Annotated in this window: 16 protein-coding genes and 1 pseudogene; 11 read left to right on the top strand and 6 right to left on the bottom strand. The window is 56.6% G+C overall.

All coding sequences use genetic code 11. The annotated features are described in order from the left end of the window. Nucleotides 1–9 precede the first annotated feature (9 nt). Together QOL79_RS07245 and QOL79_RS07240 are read right to left on the bottom strand one after the other, a co-directional pair. Nucleotides 10–882, bottom strand: a complete 873-nt coding sequence (locus tag QOL79_RS07245; RefSeq protein ID WP_283419136.1) for a DNA-methyltransferase — start codon at nucleotides 880–882, stop codon at nucleotides 10–12. Between the two features lie 751 nt (nucleotides 883–1,633). Continuing rightward, the gene (locus tag QOL79_RS07240) at nucleotides 1,634–2,563 is read right to left on the bottom strand and encodes a LysR family transcriptional regulator (protein ID WP_283419135.1); all 930 of its coding nucleotides are present in this window, start codon (nucleotides 2,561–2,563) and stop codon (nucleotides 1,634–1,636) included. Between the two features lie 108 nt (nucleotides 2,564–2,671). On the opposite strand from QOL79_RS07240, the gene QOL79_RS07235 reads away from it, so the two are divergent. Both QOL79_RS07235 and QOL79_RS07230 read left to right on the top strand, forming a co-directional pair. Beyond that, nucleotides 2,672–3,424 carry a 3-oxoacyl-ACP reductase family protein gene (locus QOL79_RS07235; RefSeq protein WP_283419134.1) on the top strand — a complete coding sequence of 251 codons (753 nt, stop codon included), beginning with the start codon at nucleotides 2,672–2,674 and terminating at the stop codon, nucleotides 3,422–3,424. 32 nt (nucleotides 3,425–3,456) lie between these two features. Continuing rightward, the gene (locus tag QOL79_RS07230; protein WP_283419133.1) at nucleotides 3,457–4,059 is read left to right on the top strand and encodes an NADPH-dependent F420 reductase; all 603 of its coding nucleotides are present in this window, start codon (nucleotides 3,457–3,459) and stop codon (nucleotides 4,057–4,059) included. A 474-nt stretch (nucleotides 4,060–4,533) separates the two neighbouring features. Here the strand turns inward: QOL79_RS07230 and QOL79_RS07225 are convergent, their stop codons facing one another. Both QOL79_RS07225 and QOL79_RS07220 read right to left on the bottom strand, forming a co-directional pair. Further along, a complete protein-coding gene (locus QOL79_RS07225; RefSeq protein WP_283419132.1) occupies nucleotides 4,534–4,992 on the bottom strand; it encodes a Ros/MucR family transcriptional regulator in 459 nt (152 codons plus the stop codon). Between the two features lie 47 nt (nucleotides 4,993–5,039). Continuing rightward, entirely contained in the window at nucleotides 5,040–5,696 is a 657-nt protein-coding gene (locus QOL79_RS07220) for a recombinase family protein (RefSeq protein WP_283419131.1), read from the bottom strand. Nucleotides 5,697–6,045: 349 nt separating this feature from the next. Here QOL79_RS07220 and QOL79_RS07215 point away from each other — a divergent pair, with 349 nt between their 5' ends. After that, nucleotides 6,046–6,621, top strand: a complete 576-nt coding sequence (locus QOL79_RS07215) for a hypothetical protein (RefSeq protein WP_283419130.1) — start codon at nucleotides 6,046–6,048, stop codon at nucleotides 6,619–6,621. A 3-nt stretch (nucleotides 6,622–6,624) separates the two neighbouring features. Here QOL79_RS07215 and QOL79_RS07210 read toward each other — a convergent pair whose 3' ends face one another. After that, nucleotides 6,625–7,620: a hypothetical protein gene (locus tag QOL79_RS07210; RefSeq protein ID WP_283419129.1), complete on the bottom strand. Its 996-nt coding sequence runs from the start codon at nucleotides 7,618–7,620 to the stop codon at nucleotides 6,625–6,627. 172 nt (nucleotides 7,621–7,792) lie between these two features. On the opposite strand from QOL79_RS07210, the gene QOL79_RS07205 reads away from it, so the two are divergent. The 3 genes from QOL79_RS07205 to QOL79_RS07195 all read left to right on the top strand — a co-directional run bounded on the left by QOL79_RS07205 (nucleotide 7,793) and on the right by QOL79_RS07195 (nucleotide 11,093). Continuing rightward, nucleotides 7,793–8,344: a hypothetical protein gene (locus QOL79_RS07205; protein WP_283419128.1), complete on the top strand. Its 552-nt coding sequence runs from the start codon at nucleotides 7,793–7,795 to the stop codon at nucleotides 8,342–8,344. A gap of 762 nt (nucleotides 8,345–9,106) precedes the next feature. Continuing rightward, nucleotides 9,107–9,817: a hypothetical protein gene (locus QOL79_RS07200; protein WP_283419127.1), complete on the top strand. Its 711-nt coding sequence runs from the start codon at nucleotides 9,107–9,109 to the stop codon at nucleotides 9,815–9,817. Between the two features lie 130 nt (nucleotides 9,818–9,947). Further along, nucleotides 9,948–11,093 carry a hypothetical protein gene (locus QOL79_RS07195; RefSeq protein ID WP_283419126.1) on the top strand — a complete coding sequence of 382 codons (1,146 nt, stop codon included), beginning with the start codon at nucleotides 9,948–9,950 and terminating at the stop codon, nucleotides 11,091–11,093. Between the two features lie 57 nt (nucleotides 11,094–11,150). Here QOL79_RS07195 and QOL79_RS07190 read toward each other — a convergent pair whose 3' ends face one another. After that, entirely contained in the window at nucleotides 11,151–11,564 is a 414-nt protein-coding gene (locus QOL79_RS07190; protein WP_283419125.1) for a hypothetical protein, read from the bottom strand. A gap of 315 nt (nucleotides 11,565–11,879) precedes the next feature. On the opposite strand from QOL79_RS07190, the gene QOL79_RS07185 reads away from it, so the two are divergent. From QOL79_RS07185 to QOL79_RS19580, 5 genes and pseudogenes are all read left to right on the top strand, one after another. Then, nucleotides 11,880–12,635, top strand: a complete 756-nt coding sequence (locus tag QOL79_RS07185; protein ID WP_283419124.1) for a hypothetical protein — start codon at nucleotides 11,880–11,882, stop codon at nucleotides 12,633–12,635. Then, nucleotides 12,616–14,169: a type IV secretory system conjugative DNA transfer family protein gene (locus QOL79_RS07180; protein ID WP_283419123.1), complete on the top strand. Its 1,554-nt coding sequence runs from the start codon at nucleotides 12,616–12,618 to the stop codon at nucleotides 14,167–14,169. Before QOL79_RS07185 ends, QOL79_RS07180 begins: the two co-directional genes overlap by 20 nt. Continuing rightward, nucleotides 14,166–14,504 carry a hypothetical protein gene (locus QOL79_RS07175; protein ID WP_283419122.1) on the top strand — a complete coding sequence of 113 codons (339 nt, stop codon included), beginning with the start codon at nucleotides 14,166–14,168 and terminating at the stop codon, nucleotides 14,502–14,504. Before QOL79_RS07180 ends, QOL79_RS07175 begins: the two co-directional genes overlap by 4 nt. Nucleotides 14,505–14,733: 229 nt before the next feature. Beyond that, entirely contained in the window at nucleotides 14,734–15,048 is a 315-nt protein-coding gene (locus tag QOL79_RS07170) for a hypothetical protein (protein ID WP_283419121.1), read from the top strand. Beyond that, a pseudogene (locus tag QOL79_RS19580) lies at nucleotides 15,036–16,058 on the top strand (recombinase family protein); the annotation flags it as partial. The gene QOL79_RS07170 and the pseudogene QOL79_RS19580, both read left to right, overlap by 13 nt. Nucleotides 16,059–16,434: the final 376 nt, after the last annotated feature.

Raw genomic sequence — 16,434 nt, 5'->3', positions numbered from 1 at the left:
GAATGATTCTTATCCTTTGGTTCCCGGTTTGCGGAAGTTCATACGATTTCCATCCCAACTCCGCCATAGCGCAGAGGGGTTCTTGAGTCTCTTCTCGATTGTCGACCATTCAGCGGGGGTGAAGCCTTCGGCCTCAACAGCACTTTGGATATAGTCGATATAGCCGTCACTCATATCGATCCCGACCACGTTGCGATGATTTGCAAGCGCCGTGAGAACAGTCGTGCCACTTCCCACGAATGGATCAAGCACATGCCCGTTCGGCGGGCTGCCAACCTCGATACAGCGGCGCACCAATTCCGATGGGAATGCCGCGTTATGTTTCGCACGACGGTTCCGCTCAATCGGTATGTTCCACACGTCCTCTTCGACAAGCTTTGATCGGTCAAAGCTGTAAAAGCGGCTTTTCGAGAACATGAAGACAAACTCGTATTGCCGATAAGGGCGGTCGCGAGCTGTGGGTTCGACGAAGGCGTTGCAGCGATTCCAAATAATGGAGCTGCGAAGTGTCCAGCCGCGCTCCTGCATGGCAAAGGCCACCTTCCACGGAATGCCGATCATGCTTTTTTTCGGGATATCCCATCCGCTGACATCAACCGGCCTGACCTTCTGACGGAGAAAATTTCGGGACGCGCATTTCGGATCGCTGCCGTGTGGCTGGCCGTTCCCAGAGTAATAAGTGTCACCGATGTTGAGGAAGAAAACACCTTCGGGGTGGAGGGTTCGCTTCACTTCGTCGAACACCTCCATCAGAGCATCGATGTAGGCATCCACGGACGCCTCATGTCCGAGTTGGCCATCATACCCGTAGTCGCGCACCCAAAAATAGGGAGGCGAAGTCACGGCCACATTGAACACGTCGCCGGGAAGCGACTTTAGCATCTTAGCCGAATCGCCATGCATCAGGGCGGCGCAATGCCCCGTAGCCCCCTCGTAGCCGTAGCAGTCCTTGACGACTTTCGGCGAACGCTTTGATCGCGAAAGTGAGGCACTCTCCGGTGAGGCTGATGGCATATTTAGTTCACTTCCTTGTCAGACTTCTCTCTCGTTGGCACATAACGAGAACAAAACCTGAATGCAAGGAATTGTGGTCACGTTAGCTGGCCATGATTTTGTCATTAGCGAGTGATGAATCGATCCGCTACCGTCATCTGCTGCCAATCGAAAATAGGCTGAGGAAGATCGTTCGCGGACATGCATTCAGGATCATCAAGCGGGGTTGCAAGGGGCAGGCACACTCCTGTTCGTGGTCCATCGGTATGACGATGGTGCGCATCCAATCCGCGAGGGTTGGTCGATGGGTTCCAAGGGAGAACGAAGTCTCCCTTCGGTCATGGGGTGTCGGGGAAGCAGGAACGCTCCCTGACTGGCGATGCAACGGCCACAGGTTGCACTGGCACATTCACGCCCCTGCCGCCGATCTGCGTCATGCAGATCCGTGTGCGGTATAGGGCTGGGAAATGTGCCAGCGGCGAGAGGGATGCAACGGGAGAGCGCAGCGTCTCCCTTGCCAAGATGTGTGAAACGAAGAACGCAGTTTGTAGTTACGCACACATCTTGCAGTCGGCGTTAGACGCCTGTTTCGCCCAATGCGGAGTCGATAGAACCGAGCATTGCAATGAGCCTCTCGCTCCTACGACAGACTGCCAGCGAACCGCTCCGCCAGTTTTTCCCGTTTGAACGCATCGGCTACCCAATCAACGAAGACGCGCGTTTTAGCGGGCAGCAGACTCCTCGACGCATAATAGATTGAGATCGCCCCCGCGTCCGAATACCAGCGCGGAACAAGGCGGATAAGGCTGCCATTTTCAAGTTGAGGCTGAACGTCTGGCACCGCGAGCATGGCAACGCCAAGGCCGAGCAATGCCGCCTCCCGCATCGCAGCGGGATCATTGACGACGATGGATTCGGATAACGGCGCGGGCATTTCAGCGCCCGCCGCGTTGCGCATGGTCCATTGGCGAATGCGACCTGTCTGTAGAGAACGCATCACGATCCCTGTCAGCGATTGCAGCCCAGCCGGATCGTTAGGAGATACATGACCGTTCATATAATCGGGCGACGCCACTGCAATGATATGCGCGGGAGCAAGCGTGCGCGACACTATCGCCGGTGACAATTCGAAGCCGCCGCCGATCGCGACATCATAGCCTTCTGCAATCAAATCGACCGCGCGATTTTCGAAATGAAACTCGGGTTTTATCCTCGGATAGCGCGAAAGAAATTTCGGCAACATCGGAAGGATGTGCATCATGCCGAATGTGGGCGCGATGCTGATCTTCAGCGTGCCAACCGGCTCCCCGCTATCCGAGGCGATCCCCGCAATAGCCGCCTGAATATGGCCGAGATTATCAGCAATCGAGAGGCGAAATGCTTCGCCCGCCTCGGTCAGTGTGAGCTTGCGGGTCGAGCGATGGAAGAGTCGAACCCCCAAATTCCGCTCCAGCATAGCGACGTTGCGGCTGACGGCCGCAGGCGTCAGCATCAGTCGGCGGGCAGCTTCCGAGAAGCTGCCATATTCCGCACTACGCACAAAGGATTCAAGGTTGGCTAAGGTTTCCACGCACTTACTTTCAAGCAATCATTGAAATGATACCAAATCAATACCGTCTAATTCAAGGGGAATAATCGCGCCATAATCACTCCATCAACCAACCAAAGGAGTGAAACCATGACCCAATCCCTCAATCCCCTCGCCGGAAAAGTCGCCCTCGTAACGGGTGGCTCGCGCTCAATCGGAGCCGCCATCGCCAAGCGTCTCGCCGCCGACGGAGCCGCCGTTGCCCTGACCTACAGCGCCTCGCCTGACCGGGCTGCGCAAGTCGTCACCGACATCGAAGCCGAAGGCGGCAAGGCCATCGCCATCAAGGCGGATGCTGGCGATCCCGCTGCCGTTCGCGCCGCCGTTACGCAAACGGTCGAGACGCTCGGTCGCATCGATATTCTCGTCAACAATGCCGGTGTTGCGGTCAACGCGCCCATCGAAGAGTTCAAATTCGAAGATTATGAGCGGATGCTGGCGGTCAATGTGACCGGCGTGTTCGTCGCGACGCAGGAAGCCGTTCGTCATATGACGGCAGGCGGGCGCATCATCCATATCGGCTCGTCGATGACACGCTATGCGGCATTCCCTACCGCATCGGTCTATACGCTGACCAAAGGCGCGGTGACGGGCTTCAACCGCTCGCTCGTCCGCGACCTCGGGCCGAAGGGCATCACGGTCAATACCGTGCATCCCGGCCCGACCGATACCGACATGAATCCGGCGGACGGTCCAATCGCATCCATTGTCGGCCCCGGCATGGCCATTGGCCGCTACGGTCAACCGCATGAAATTGCGAGTGTCGTTGCCTTCCTCGCAAGCGACGAAGCGGCGTTCGTCACCGGCGCAGACATCGTGGCCGATGGCGGTCTCACGGCCTGAACCTTTCAACCCAAACACAAGGAGAACATCAAATGTCCACCATTGGAATCATCGGCGCAGGTCATATCGGCCGCGCATTCGCCACAGCTCTCGCACGTCACAATATTCCTGCGACGCTTTCGAATAGCCGTGGCCCTGAAAGCCTGACCGAAACGGTTGCGGCAATCGGTCCCAGCATCACGGCGGGAACACGCGAGGAAGCGGCCTCGAAGGATATTGTCTTCGTCGCCGTCAACTGGTCGAAACTGCCCGCTGCCCTCGCTGGCCTTCCCGATTTCGAAGGGCGCATCGTGATCGATGCGAACAATCCGATTGAAGCGCCGTTGTTCAAACCGGCTGATCTCGGCGGGCGCGTGTCATCACAGGTGTTTGCCGAACTCGTTCCGGGTGCGCGCGTCGTCAAAGCCTTCAACCATCTGGCTCCGCCGCTGGTTGCTGGCGATCCCGCGACCGAAGGCGGTAAACGTGTGCTGTTCTATTCGGGTGACGATGCAGCGGCGAAAGCCGAGATCGGTGCATTGATCGACCGTCTCGGATTCTTCGGCATCGATTTGGGTTCGCTCGCAATCGGCGGTCAACTCGTGCAGTTTCCGGGTGGCCCGCTTCCTGCGCTCAACCTCGTCAAGTTCGACTGAGAGTGCGGGACATCTAAATAACGCCGACCATTACGTGCTACGACAAATTGCATTGGCAAGCACGTTGATGGTCGGCGTTGGACGTCTGTTTTACCTCATGCGGAGGCTATTGAAACGACACGTTGTCATTGCGCCTGCCATTCATCCTTGCGCTCAAAGTGCGATTGCAGGAATGAAGGGCACTCGACCGTTTCGGGGAATGTCATGCAGTGCGAAGCTGAACCATCAAAGACGATCCGTCTCAGTACACTGTGCATCAGGTCAGTCGCGAAGGGCGAGCACGGCACCATAATTGTCGCGCCGATGTTTGGGACAAGACATGTCCACATCGTCCGCCAAAGCGTCGATGAGGTTCACGCGATGCTTGCTGAGGCACGGCGGACGCGCGGCTTCTTTTCGGGAAGCCTCACATTCGATGTTGTCGAAGCCGAAGGCATTGATTGACGGGCTGAGCCGATAGAGCCCGCCGCCTCTTTATGAGGCGGCAGGTTTCCGTCCGCGCTTTGCAGGCGCTGCCGCTGCGGGCTGCTTGCGGCGACCGCCCTTCTTGCCCAAGCCGATCACCTTCGCCAGCTCGGCGCGCATGGCGGCATAGTTCGGGGCGACCATCGGATAGTCTTTAGGGAGTCCCCATTTGGCGCGGTAATCATCGGGGCTCATGCCATAGTGAGTCATCAGATGCCGCTTGAGCATCTTGAGTTTCTTCCCGTCCTCAAGGCACACGATGTGATCTGGCTTGACCGATGTGCGAATAGAGACCGCTGGCTCCTGCTTGGGGGCCTCGGCCTCCGTGGCCTGTCCCAATCCCGCGAGCGAGCCGTGCACGCTCGCGATCAATAGCGGCAGGTCGCTGATCGCGACGCTGTTGTTGCTCACATGCGCCGCCACAATGTCGGCAGTCAGCGTGATGAGTGTTTCGTTTGCTTCCGACATTACCCCATCTTTCTATATGCCGCTTATTGGCGGATGCATCGACGAATTCAATTCAGAAGATTCTGCGCGCCGCGATGAGTGCGCAGATGTCGAAACAAAGTCGCGCGGCTGATTGAAAATCTGTGCGCAACGGCTTCGGCCTTTTCGGTGCGCATCAACGATGCCGCCTCAGCAATCTGACATGGGTGCATTTTTGGTTTCGCGCCAAGGCGGACGCCGCGCGCTTTTGCGGCGGCGAGGCCAGCCTTGGTGCGCGCGACGATCATGCGACGCTCGACATGCGCAATCATGGCAAGAATTGTCGAGTATAGTTCACCGGCCTCGTTGCCGGTGTCGAATCCCTCGCCGATGCTGACAAGGCTCGCGCCCTTATTGGCCAGATCGCCCACGATCGTCATGACGTGCGGGATTGAGCGACCAAGCCTATCCAATCGCCACACCACCAATTTGTCGCCCTGGCCGATATAGGCCAAGGCGCGATCCAGCCCGTCGCGCGTGAACGCGACGCCAGTGATCCGATCCTCAAAGATCGGATCGCACCCCGCCTTTTTGAGCGCGTCATACTGTAAATCGGTATTCTGTTCCCCCGTGCTGACGCGCACATAGCCCACCCGTTTGAGGGTTTCAGACGGTGCGGACGCCACCCTTATGGCGTCGCAATCCGCCCGCAAAAGCAGGGATTTCCTAGAGTTTTTGGCTGTCATGCGACCTCTCGCTGGCGAGTCTCACAAACCATCCTTTGTGAGACTGTTCTTTTTGTCCCGCGAGGGATGCTCACCAAGACGGAAAACCGCCGAAATTCAACGATGAAAAGATACCATACGTAGCGAATATAGCCAAGAAAAAAAAGTCTCAATGACTATGGAATACGAGACGCCGTGCAGGCGAATTAAAGACAAGACAAGTAGGTTTGCGATGGCAACTTTATCAAACGCGATGAAATTAGTGGCAGGCACCGCTATTAGCGGCGCACTGGCTTGTGCAACCCCGTCCACCATTGCGCTCGCGCAATCGACTCCGGCACCTCAGCTTCAAGCGGGCCAATGTCTCCCGATGGCCGATATGAACGCGGCACTTCGCGCTCAAGGCCAACGCACGATGATTATCGGCAACCGAAGCGGCGTTCAGGAACGTGACGCACGCGGAGAGGCTAGCCGCGTAACAGAAAGCGCGGAAGTCATTACCTCAAATGCTGATGGAAGCGTCGGCTATAATCTTGCTGGCAATCGTCCACGCGAGGAAGCGTCCACCGAGATGTGCGTGCGCGCGCGTTTGACGAACGTGCGCCTATATGATGCGCGCCAGCCGTCCATTCCCCGCGATGCCTATCTCGGCGGATCATTCAATCAAGTGGTGGATCAGAATGCCGCCCTCGGCACACGACCGATGGTCGTGGCCAATACCGTATTTTCAAACGGCAGCGGTGGCGACCGCCTTGGTCGCCCAATTGTTCTCTTTGGAAATGTGGAGGTGCGCGGTGCGTCTCTTATGACCTATACCGCCAATGGCGAAGCCGCGCGCTTGGCATTGATGGTGGATACCGATTATACACCCGCCGCACTTGAACGCCTTAACGGCACCCGCACGGTTGCAATGCTCTCCCCGTCCATCGCTGGCGGAACACAATAATAATCAAACATCCAATCCCGCACTAGCAGCTGGCAATGGTGCTGGCGGCGAAACGCTTGCGACAATTTGCGGAGATGCGGGCTGATCCAATGGCACGGTGGCTGCATTTGCCGCCGCAAAATTCACACGCAAGGGCTGCGCTCCCGAAATGCTGGTTTGCCCATCAACCGATGATGCAACGGAAATTGGTGTTACGCCTGTGGTATCGGCTAGCAAATTTAAGCTAGCGCCTGTCGAAGCTCGCGGATCGAATGCTGACGCATTTGCTGAAACGCCAACGGCTTGCCCGTCAACGCGGTTTGTCAATGTCGAGGTCGGGTTAAGACGATCCATTCGCTGGTACTGACCCAATGCGCCCGACACGTCATCGCGACGGCCTTCGGTCATATTATTGTATGCGGTTCGGTCAGCATCGGTAGCGTTGCCTGAACGAACCGCAGCGATCACGCGCGCATCTTCGGCAAAGCGTTCCCGCTCGGTATCGCTCATGTTTGGATACATCATGCGCAAGAAATTCATGAAGCGCTCTTGCCCGTCGCGGGTTTTGAACTCGTCACTCAATTCCGCATAATCGCGCTGGCTTACGCCGTAGCGGTCAGGCGTTGTGCTGAGTTGATTGCCCATCGCATCGTCTGCCATGTCGGTAACACGCGCCTGCTCTTTACGCTCACGCTCGGCCTGCTCGCGACGTTCGTTCCACGTATCGCCGCGCATAATTGCGCCGCTGCCATTTTCTTGTTTTTCTTCCTGAAGGTTGACGGCTGCGCGCAGATTCATAAGCACACCCGAATCTAACCGTGCTGCCATTGGCGAATTCAGAATCTGTGCGGCCTCTTCGGCAAGGTTGGTCGATGGATTAAAGCGGAGATCATCGATCATTTCCTCGACATCGGCTGCAAAGGCAATCGCAGGATCGATTGCACCCGCGTTCTCTATGGCATCCGCTGCACGGCGGATGGAATCAATGTCGAAATTGTTGGAAGTTCTCTCCAAAGTCATGACATGAGAATATCAGGACTGATTTAATATATTATGACAAATACATAAAATTTGAAACAAATTCATCTTTCATTTTATACGAAAGTAATATTCAATTAAGATACTATCTTGTTCAACTTAATGTGGGGCGGCAATCCTCCAACCCCCTGCCGCCCCATTTTTTTAACCTGCAATGCCTGATTTCTCCGATCCGTCTGCCGACATTATCAAGATAAGCCATGAGATGAAACGGGAACTGCGCTCCCATTGGAAACGCACTGGCCTATCTACGCGGCGCATAATCGAGAATGATCCCGCCGCTCCCGCAGGATTGGCTGTGGCGATGGTCAATGACTGGATCGCGAACAAGATTCACGAGGCCCGTGCCGATCATTGGCAATTTGTGCTCACGAAATGGGCGTCGTTCCCCGATGGCGAATATCATCGGCAACGTCGCGCATCCCGACAAAAGGGGCCGGGTCGTCCACGGCGCAAAGTGGGTGAAATCTGGATTCCCCTTACGGCGGAAATGTCAGCGCAGTTCATATCGGAAATGGCGCGCACCAATGCCGATTTTGATCGAGACATTCTACGCGCCGATAATGCTCCCGAAGGGCTAACGCTGCGCGTGATGCGCGCGTGGCGCTACCGCCATGTCAAAACCACGCGCCGCGATCATTGGGAATTCGTGATGGCGCGGCTAGCTGCAATGCCCAACTTCAAGAGCAAGTTTGGCGAAGAATAGCCATCGCTACAGGATGGGAGCTTATGTAAATAATTGTTTTCTTGACATATTCTATGTGAATTATGCATATATTTCCCATCGGCCCATATGGCCTGAAAAGAGGAGAGATGAAATCAGACAAAGCTTACAAGATTCATTTGGTTAGATCGTTCAAAGGTGCTTTGGACAATACGGGCACGGAGCACACTTCTCTTGATCGTCGATACGATCCATTTCATCATCGCGTGACACCTATCGAAACGTTCGTAAGTCGAACCGCAGAACTGGTTCACCGCATTGACCAAGACGCGCAAATAGGATCGGAACGATCTGGTCTGACCGCACCTCGAATTGCCAAAACGCTAACTTTGCAAATCGATGATCGGACATTCACTGTCAGCGACCGATGGCCTGCACCTATTCCAACACCATCGACTGTCCATGATGAAAACCGCTTGTTCCTTGAATCCGCTCAAGTCGGGGTAGCTGCGTTCGCAAAGGCAGTTGCGGAAAGATGGCCCATTCTGGCTGACGGCCTCGCAGCAGAGCTAGGGAGACTTGAGAAGCGCCTTCGTTCAAACTGCCATCACATTCTGAGTCGCGCTGAACGACACGGGAAAGTTATCCGCGCACGCGCGGCACGCGATGGTCTGACTTCAGTTCCAAGCGGCCCCGTCCAATAAAATCCGCTGTCTCAAAGGGCTCGGAATAATCTCAACTTCCCCCCACCGATAGAAATCTGATTGCCTAGCCTTGCCTCCATTTCCATGATGGAGGCAGCATATGTTGAATTCAAAACCTTGGACCATCCTCAGAGAACCGAAAGAGAGCGACGCTGATGTCGTTATCCAACTGCACGATGATAAAGTCATCGGCAGCATCCGGCACATGCAGCGGCTAGCGCGATTGATCGTCTATCTCGATCTTTCACGGCGCGAAGTTCCCGACTGGCTGCTCAACACCGTCTATGGTTTCGGCGGCGAAGTGCGCAGCGCCAATGGCGATGTCCTCGATATCGATGTTGAAGAACTCTATGACGCCTTCAACGATGACGGCGAATTTCGGTGGATCAGCGATATGGTTCTGTGGGGCGAGATGACGCCAAAACAGCGTGCGCAGGGGCGCATCGTCGCGCGACTGCGCTTTTTGACGATGGGCGCTGCTGTCCACGAGTTCCGATATGGCTTTCGGGAATCGTTCGACGATCTCAAACCGTCCCACCGCGCAACGGACCGATCAATGGGTAGCGATATGCGTCCGCAGGAGCGGATGCAGAATGATACCCAGTTCAGCCTGTATATCGGCCGCAAGGGCGATGAGCTTAGCTCGCGCACCTACGATGTCGATCACGGTTTCGTTTATCTACTTTTCGACCCTGCGACGATTCGTCGTCGCTATGCGACGTGGATCATGACCTATCTTTTCCCGTTGATGCCGCGTTCCTTCGTCGCGCGAATGATCGCACGCGTGAACTGGTGGAGTCGGAAACCGTAACAACAGATTCAACGGGAATGTGGAGGCCCGCAATCGCTGAGGTGATTGCGGGTTTTTCCTTGTTGAGCGGACTTCCCCCCACAACATAAAATGATCGATGTCACGCTTGGTGGCGGAAAGGAGTTCCGCCATGAACAAGACAGTGAACACAAGCGGATTGCTGATCGCGAATGTGGTCATGCACACGATCTCCGCCTGCATGGCGGGCGTGTGGATTAGCGAGCTGGTTTCGACATCGGGAGGCATGACGCCGCTTGCATGGTTTGAAACCGTCCTTGCGGTGATTGCGATCTCGGTCGGGCTGACGGTCTGCACCTATATCGCGCTTCGTCATATTCCGACATTACCGTCCGCGCAGCGCCGCATCGCGAAGATCGCGTTCATCGCGGCCTATGCGCTGCTCGCGTTCGTGCTCGCGATTGCCGCCGCATCCGTGTTGGCCGCGTCCGCCGGCGAGCACGCGCATATGGAACACGGTGCTACCGAGATGAAATCTGCCGTTGAATCGCGTCGCCGTGCGGCGGCGTCGATTCAAAACCGCGTATCTGCACTGACCGATTGTGCCGATGTCGCACGCGCCATGAGCACGCAGGAAGCGGCGACCGGCGCATTTAGCCGCGAAGGCGGCGATGTCGGCCGCGTGGCGATCACGCTCGCCAATATCGGGGGCGGCTGCTCCACCGCACGCGCTGCTGTCTTTGCCAGTCGTGCGCAGCTCGCGCGTCTTTTCGCGCGTGCGGATCGCGTGCTGATCGAAATGCGCCGCGCTATCGACTCCGATATGAGCCGTCATGAAAAGCTCGTCGCGGTGCGCCGCCATGCCGATGAGTTTCAGCGCATCATGCGCGGCGTGAATGATGCGCTCGCGGTCGAAGCGATGCAGTCAGTTTCGGACGCGATCCGCAAGGATTGGCACGCGGCGGGTTTGCCGCCAAGCGCGGCCAACGCGATCACGCAGAATTTCGACGGCCTCGCAGATACACTCGTCGAAGGTATCGACGACATTGCAGCGTTGAAATCCCAGCCGCTCCCTAACGTGCCTGTCGTCTCGAACGTCGCCTATCTTGTCATGTATCCCGATGCGACGATGGGCGCGCTCGCCATCGGCGCGATTATCGAGCTGATCCCGCTCGGCGGGATCTTGCTCGGTATGTCGATCATAGAAAAAGGGATGAACGGAAACCGCGCACCTGCGGAGCCAGGTGATGGCCCTCGTAAACCTCGCGCACCGCGTGCGCCGTCCACGGCGCGACGCGGGCGACCGCCGAAAGCGTAAGCACATCCTGTGAGGCAAGAGAACGCGGGGCGATCATATCGCTCCGCGTTTTTGGTGTTACCACCAAGCGTAATAAGCGACGGTGCGCCCTTGGGCGAGTTCGGCGCGCGCCTTGCGGATGAATTCCAAATCATCCTCGCGCTCTTCGCCTGTCGTTTCGCCGAAGAAGAATCCTGATGTATCGGGAAGCGTTCCATCGATGATCGCGCGTTCGAGCGCATCGATGTCGGCGGATGTCAGCTCGACGGTGTTCACGTTGAACTCGTCATCGGCACCGCCCTTCTCGAAGTAGATGCTCGCCATCCAACCGTGAAGGTTCGGATGCTTGCGCCAATAGTGAAGGCGTCGGCGCTCCTCGTCTGGGATGTCGTCAAGATCGAAATCAACGCATGGTCGATCAAGGTTTTTCGGCAAGGTGTAGGCATACATATCAAGTCCCATAATGGTCTCCTTTTGTTGCCGCGCGACCATTCGCGCGGGCTGATGGAGACCGTCGGCGCACGCCGCTGTGCGCGCGCAACGCCCCTACTCGGTCATCGAAAATGAGTGGTGCGGGCTGGGGCTTGCGCGCCCTAGCACGTGGACGGGCGCAGGGATCGGAACATTCAGCCCGCGCGATGGCTTGCGCGCTTAAAGGGGCCAGAAACGGCGTATGAATGCGATATTCCGATATTCACAATTCAGCCGCTGCCCGCGACGTGATGCGCTGACACGAGTTTCCCCCACGCCGCGCTGCAATCGATGATTTGAAACCTCCACTCGCAATCTCGTGGGTGGAGGTTTTTCATGTCCAATGTTCAATACAAGATCGACTATGATGAGAACGGCGCTCATCAGGTCGGAAAAGAAATCGTCGTTGCCGCCGCGCCGCGCGTTCGCAGCGAAACGCCCAAGCATCGGCGCAGGAGACTTCCCAGCTCCGTGCAAACCGCGCTCACCGTCGCCATATGCGGCGCGCTGTTTTTCGGGGCCGTTGCATTTGCGCCCGAAGGATGGCGACCGCAGGATTTCACAGGCCAGTATGTCGGTGATGTTGCGGGCGAAGTGAAAGCGAATGAGGCGCAGATTCAGGCTGAACTCGATGCCTATACCGCCGCTGTGCGCGCGGGCGTCGAACAGCAGAATATCCGCTACAACCGTGCCGCCGAAGGAATCCTTGAAGCCTATAAGGCGTCGGTCGCGCTCAATCAGCAGCAGATGGAAGCGAATAATCGACTGCGCGGCTCCTACATGGATCGGCAGTCAAGCCAGACCATGCAGGCGAACGGCACGAACCTCGCGCTCGCGAATCTCTCCGAATTGTTCGGACAGGTTCAAAATTTTGTGGAGCCGCAATCGGGCGATGCCGCGCTGAACGAAGCGCAGCGTCAACGCGCGATTGCAGCTAACCGTTTGCGCGATACGGCGACCGACAGCGTGCGCACCGATCTTTCGGGCTACGTCAATCAGCTTCCGAGTGCCGATGCGTTGCAGCGTCAGCTCGATAGCATTCCGACGCTCGAACTTCCGCCGCCGCCTCGCTTTGATCGACGCGGTAACTGACATGCGCAATTTAAACTTGCTGAACTGGATGGAGCGCGGTTTCGCGCTCCATCGCAATTGGGCGGAAGCCGATCACGCCCATGAAGCGCGGATGCGCGCGCTCGATCTCGAAGATGCGATGCGCGATGCGAAACCCTCGGGAGCGCTTGGTGACGGGCGGCTCGCCAATCTCGACGATTGCGAACAAGCAGGACTGCTAAACAGCAATGGCCTCTTCCTCGGCGCGTTCGGAGCGACGGGCCGATTCCTGTTTCACAACGGTGAAGAATCGTTGCTGACCTACAACCGCGCAGGCGGCGGTAAAGGCACAACGCTTATTCAACCGGCCCTCTGCCATAGTCGAGATCGAACTTTGATAGTTGTCGATATTAAAGACGGAGAACTTGCATTCTCATCTGCAAAGCATCGCGCCGAAACGCTCGACGCCAAAGTCATCTATCTCAATCCATACGGGTTGCATGGATTTCCGAATACCAAGATCAATCCGCTTTTCCGATTGATCGACGTGATGCGCGCAGGTGGCTCTCCCGATGGCGAAGCGGAATCCATCTGCGAGATCGCGATGCCCGCACCATCGCGCCCTACCGAAGATTGGCCGCGCAAGAGTGCTATCCAGCTCTCGGTTTTGCGCGCGGAATATCTCGCGCGCTATTTCCCTGAGAACTGCACGCTCCCCGACCTCTGGCGTTTCCTCAACGGCGACGATGAACATTTCGGGATGGCGTTCTCGATGATGGCGACATGCGGCGTCGAGTCCATCGAACGCCGTGCGCAATCTTTCGCATCAATGCGCATCGAAGCCCCGAAACAATGGGAAGCCATTCGCAGCGAAGCCGCCACCGCCTTCAATGCGTTCGAGCCGGGAAAGTCCTTGGGCGATTCCTGCGCAGGCCATGAGTTTGATCTCACCCGTGCCAAGCGCGAAAAGCTCACCATCTATATCATCCTCCCCGCCAATCGGATCGATGTCGCAAAGGCGTGGGTCTCCATGCTGATTGCGATGATGACGGAAGTGATCGCCGCTGCGCGCGGCCCCGTGCGCACGACATTCATCGTCGATGAATTTGCGAACCTGCCCCGCGTACCGAACATCCTGCGCGCGCTGCGTCTCTATCGGGGTCTTGGCATTTCCTACTGGCTGTTCAGCCAAGGCCGTCATGCTCTCACAAGCCAGTGGAGCCGTGAGCAGGTCAAAGACATTGAAGATCAGGTCGGCATCATCACCATGAAATCGGTGTGGGAGCCTGACCTCCTGAAAGACATCGAACTCTGGAGTGGCACGTCCACCATCCTGCAAGGTGGTGTCAGTCACGCGGGCGGCGTCGTGCAAACTGCGAACGCCAATCTCTCCGAAACCAAGCGTCCCGTTCTCCAAGCGGGCGACGTGATCGCACTTGGCCCCAGCCGTCAAGTGATCCGCGTGGCATCCATGCCGCACCTGCTGATTAGCGATGCAGTTCCCTATTACACCGTCGATCCGTGGCGGACCCAAGTGCGCGACGTGCGCGATCTGCACAAAGGAATTTCCGAATGAGTGATGTCATGTCGATTACGCCGCGTTTTAATCGCTCGGCTGAACCTTCGTCTCCAAAATCAGATGTGCAATTTCGTCTCGACGAAGCGATGCGCCGCATGGCGAAGAGCTTCCAGAAAAATGAGCCACATCTGACGCAAGCGAAATATCGCGACCTCCTCACCAAACAGGGAATGACACAGGAACTCAAACCCGATTTCGGGAATGAGAATCCAACCGAACGGCTGTGGCGGACTGCGAAATTTCAGGTGAAACAGGATCATTTTTCGCGGTGCTCAAAGATCATGAAGGTCGCGCAGCGAATGAGAGATAAGGGCCATGACCTCGAACGCTGATCGCAATGCACAACATGATGTTGTAGATAAGTGTTGAATTTGAACAAAATTTTATAATAAAATTAGTATATGGGGTGGTGTTAATCCGCTCGGGGCGGATGGCATAGCGGGAAACCAAAGATCGATCTGATCGCATCGGTTTCCCCCACTGGGTTCTAACTTCAAACATAGTGTTCGTGTCGAACGGCTTGGCAGTCACGCCAGCCGCCAGACATGAAGGTGGTGGATCGTGCTTGACATCAAGCCCGAAACGCTCGCGCGTTATCGCGAGATTATCGCTCACATCGACGTTCCGATGGAACGCAAAGACGAAATGATCCGCATGGTCGTGACCATGATGCAGAGCTTCGTCGATGCCGCGTTCGGGGTTGATCCCACCCAGCTCGCGCTTGCCGCAAAGCTCTCAAAATCCTTCCAAAATGCTAGCGGAAATGCTATGGTTTCGGACGGCTACGATGCCGAACGAATGGACCTCCTTGCCGATCATCGGCGCGAGGGCGCGAACACTCCAAAACAGAACGAAGAAAAAGGATGTGCGCCATGATGGACACGCATACGGACAAAGCCGTAATTTACTGTCGAGTTTCCAGCCAGAAGCAAATGCGCGAAGGCGACGGACTTGAAAGCCAGCGCGTGCGCTGTGAAGAGTTCGCGAAATATCGCGGACTTCAGGTCGTCGAGATTTTCAGAGACGATGCGTCGGGTTCGCTCATCAATCGCCCTGCGATGAAGGCGATGATCGCATTCCTCAAATCCCGCAAGGAGCCGCATGTCGTCATCATCGACGACATCTCGCGCCTCGCACGCAGTCTCGAAGCGCATTTGGCGCTCCGCGACAAAATCAGGAAAGCGGGCGGCATCCTGCAATCGCCCACCATCGATTTTTCGGACGAAGATTCCGACAGCTCCTTGATGGAGCATGTTCTCGCGTCCGTGTCGCAGCACGCCCGCATGAAGATCAGGGAGACAACCCGTAATCGGATGCGGGGTCGCATGATGAACGGCTATTGGTCGTTCCGTGCGCCGATTGGTTACAAGTTCCAGCGCGTGGCTGGTCACGGTAATCTGCTGGTGCGCGATGAACCTGTGGCATCGCTGATCCAAGAAATTTTTGAGGGCTATGCGTCGGGACGTTTCGGCGGTCCCGCCGAAATCATGCGCTATCTCGTCGCGCATCCCGTCTGGCCGCGCTCGCGTAGCGAAACTATGACGATTGAGCGCGTCATGGAACTGCTCGAACGTGTCCACTATGCGGGCTATCTGAATTACCCCGAGTGGGGCATTCACATGCAGCCCGCCAAGCATGAGCCGATTGTCAGCCTCGCCACCTTCAATGCCGTGCGCGAACGCCTCAACGGCAATGCCAAGGTTCCCGCTCGCAAGGACATCCATGAGGATTTCCCGCTACGCGGTTTTGTCGAGTGCGACGATTGCGGCAATCCCCTGACCTCCTGCTGGGCAAAGGGGCGAAGCGAACGCTATCCCTATTATCACTGCCAGACGAAGGGCTGTCGCTCCTACGGCAAGTCGATCAAGCGCGATGTGCTGGAAAGCGGATTCCGCGATGTGCTGAACGCGATCACGCCCACCACCGAATTGTTCGACCTCGCGACGATGGTATTCCGCGATTTGTGGGAAGCGCAAACGGCTGGCTCACAAAACAGCCGTGCGCATCTCATGACAGAAGCGTTGCGTCTCGAAGGCCAGATTGAACAACTGGTGGATCGCATCGTGAACGCGGAATCGGAAACGCTCATCGGCGCGTATGAGAATCGCCTGCGCGCGCTCGAAGCGAGCAAGGTTGAGATGAAGGAAATGATCGCAAATTGCGGTCGTCCGCTGAACGACTTCGATACGACTTATAGAACCGCTTTGGAATTTCTCGGAAACCCCGCAAAACGGTGGGAATTCGGTGATTTAAGTGAGAAGA

The organism is Sphingopyxis sp. Geo48 (genome assembly GCF_949769155.1).
GTDB lineage: Bacteria > Pseudomonadota > Alphaproteobacteria > Sphingomonadales > Sphingomonadaceae > Sphingopyxis.
Note: the sequence above shows the minus strand (reverse complement) of the source record. Positions and strands in the feature narration are given on the sequence as shown.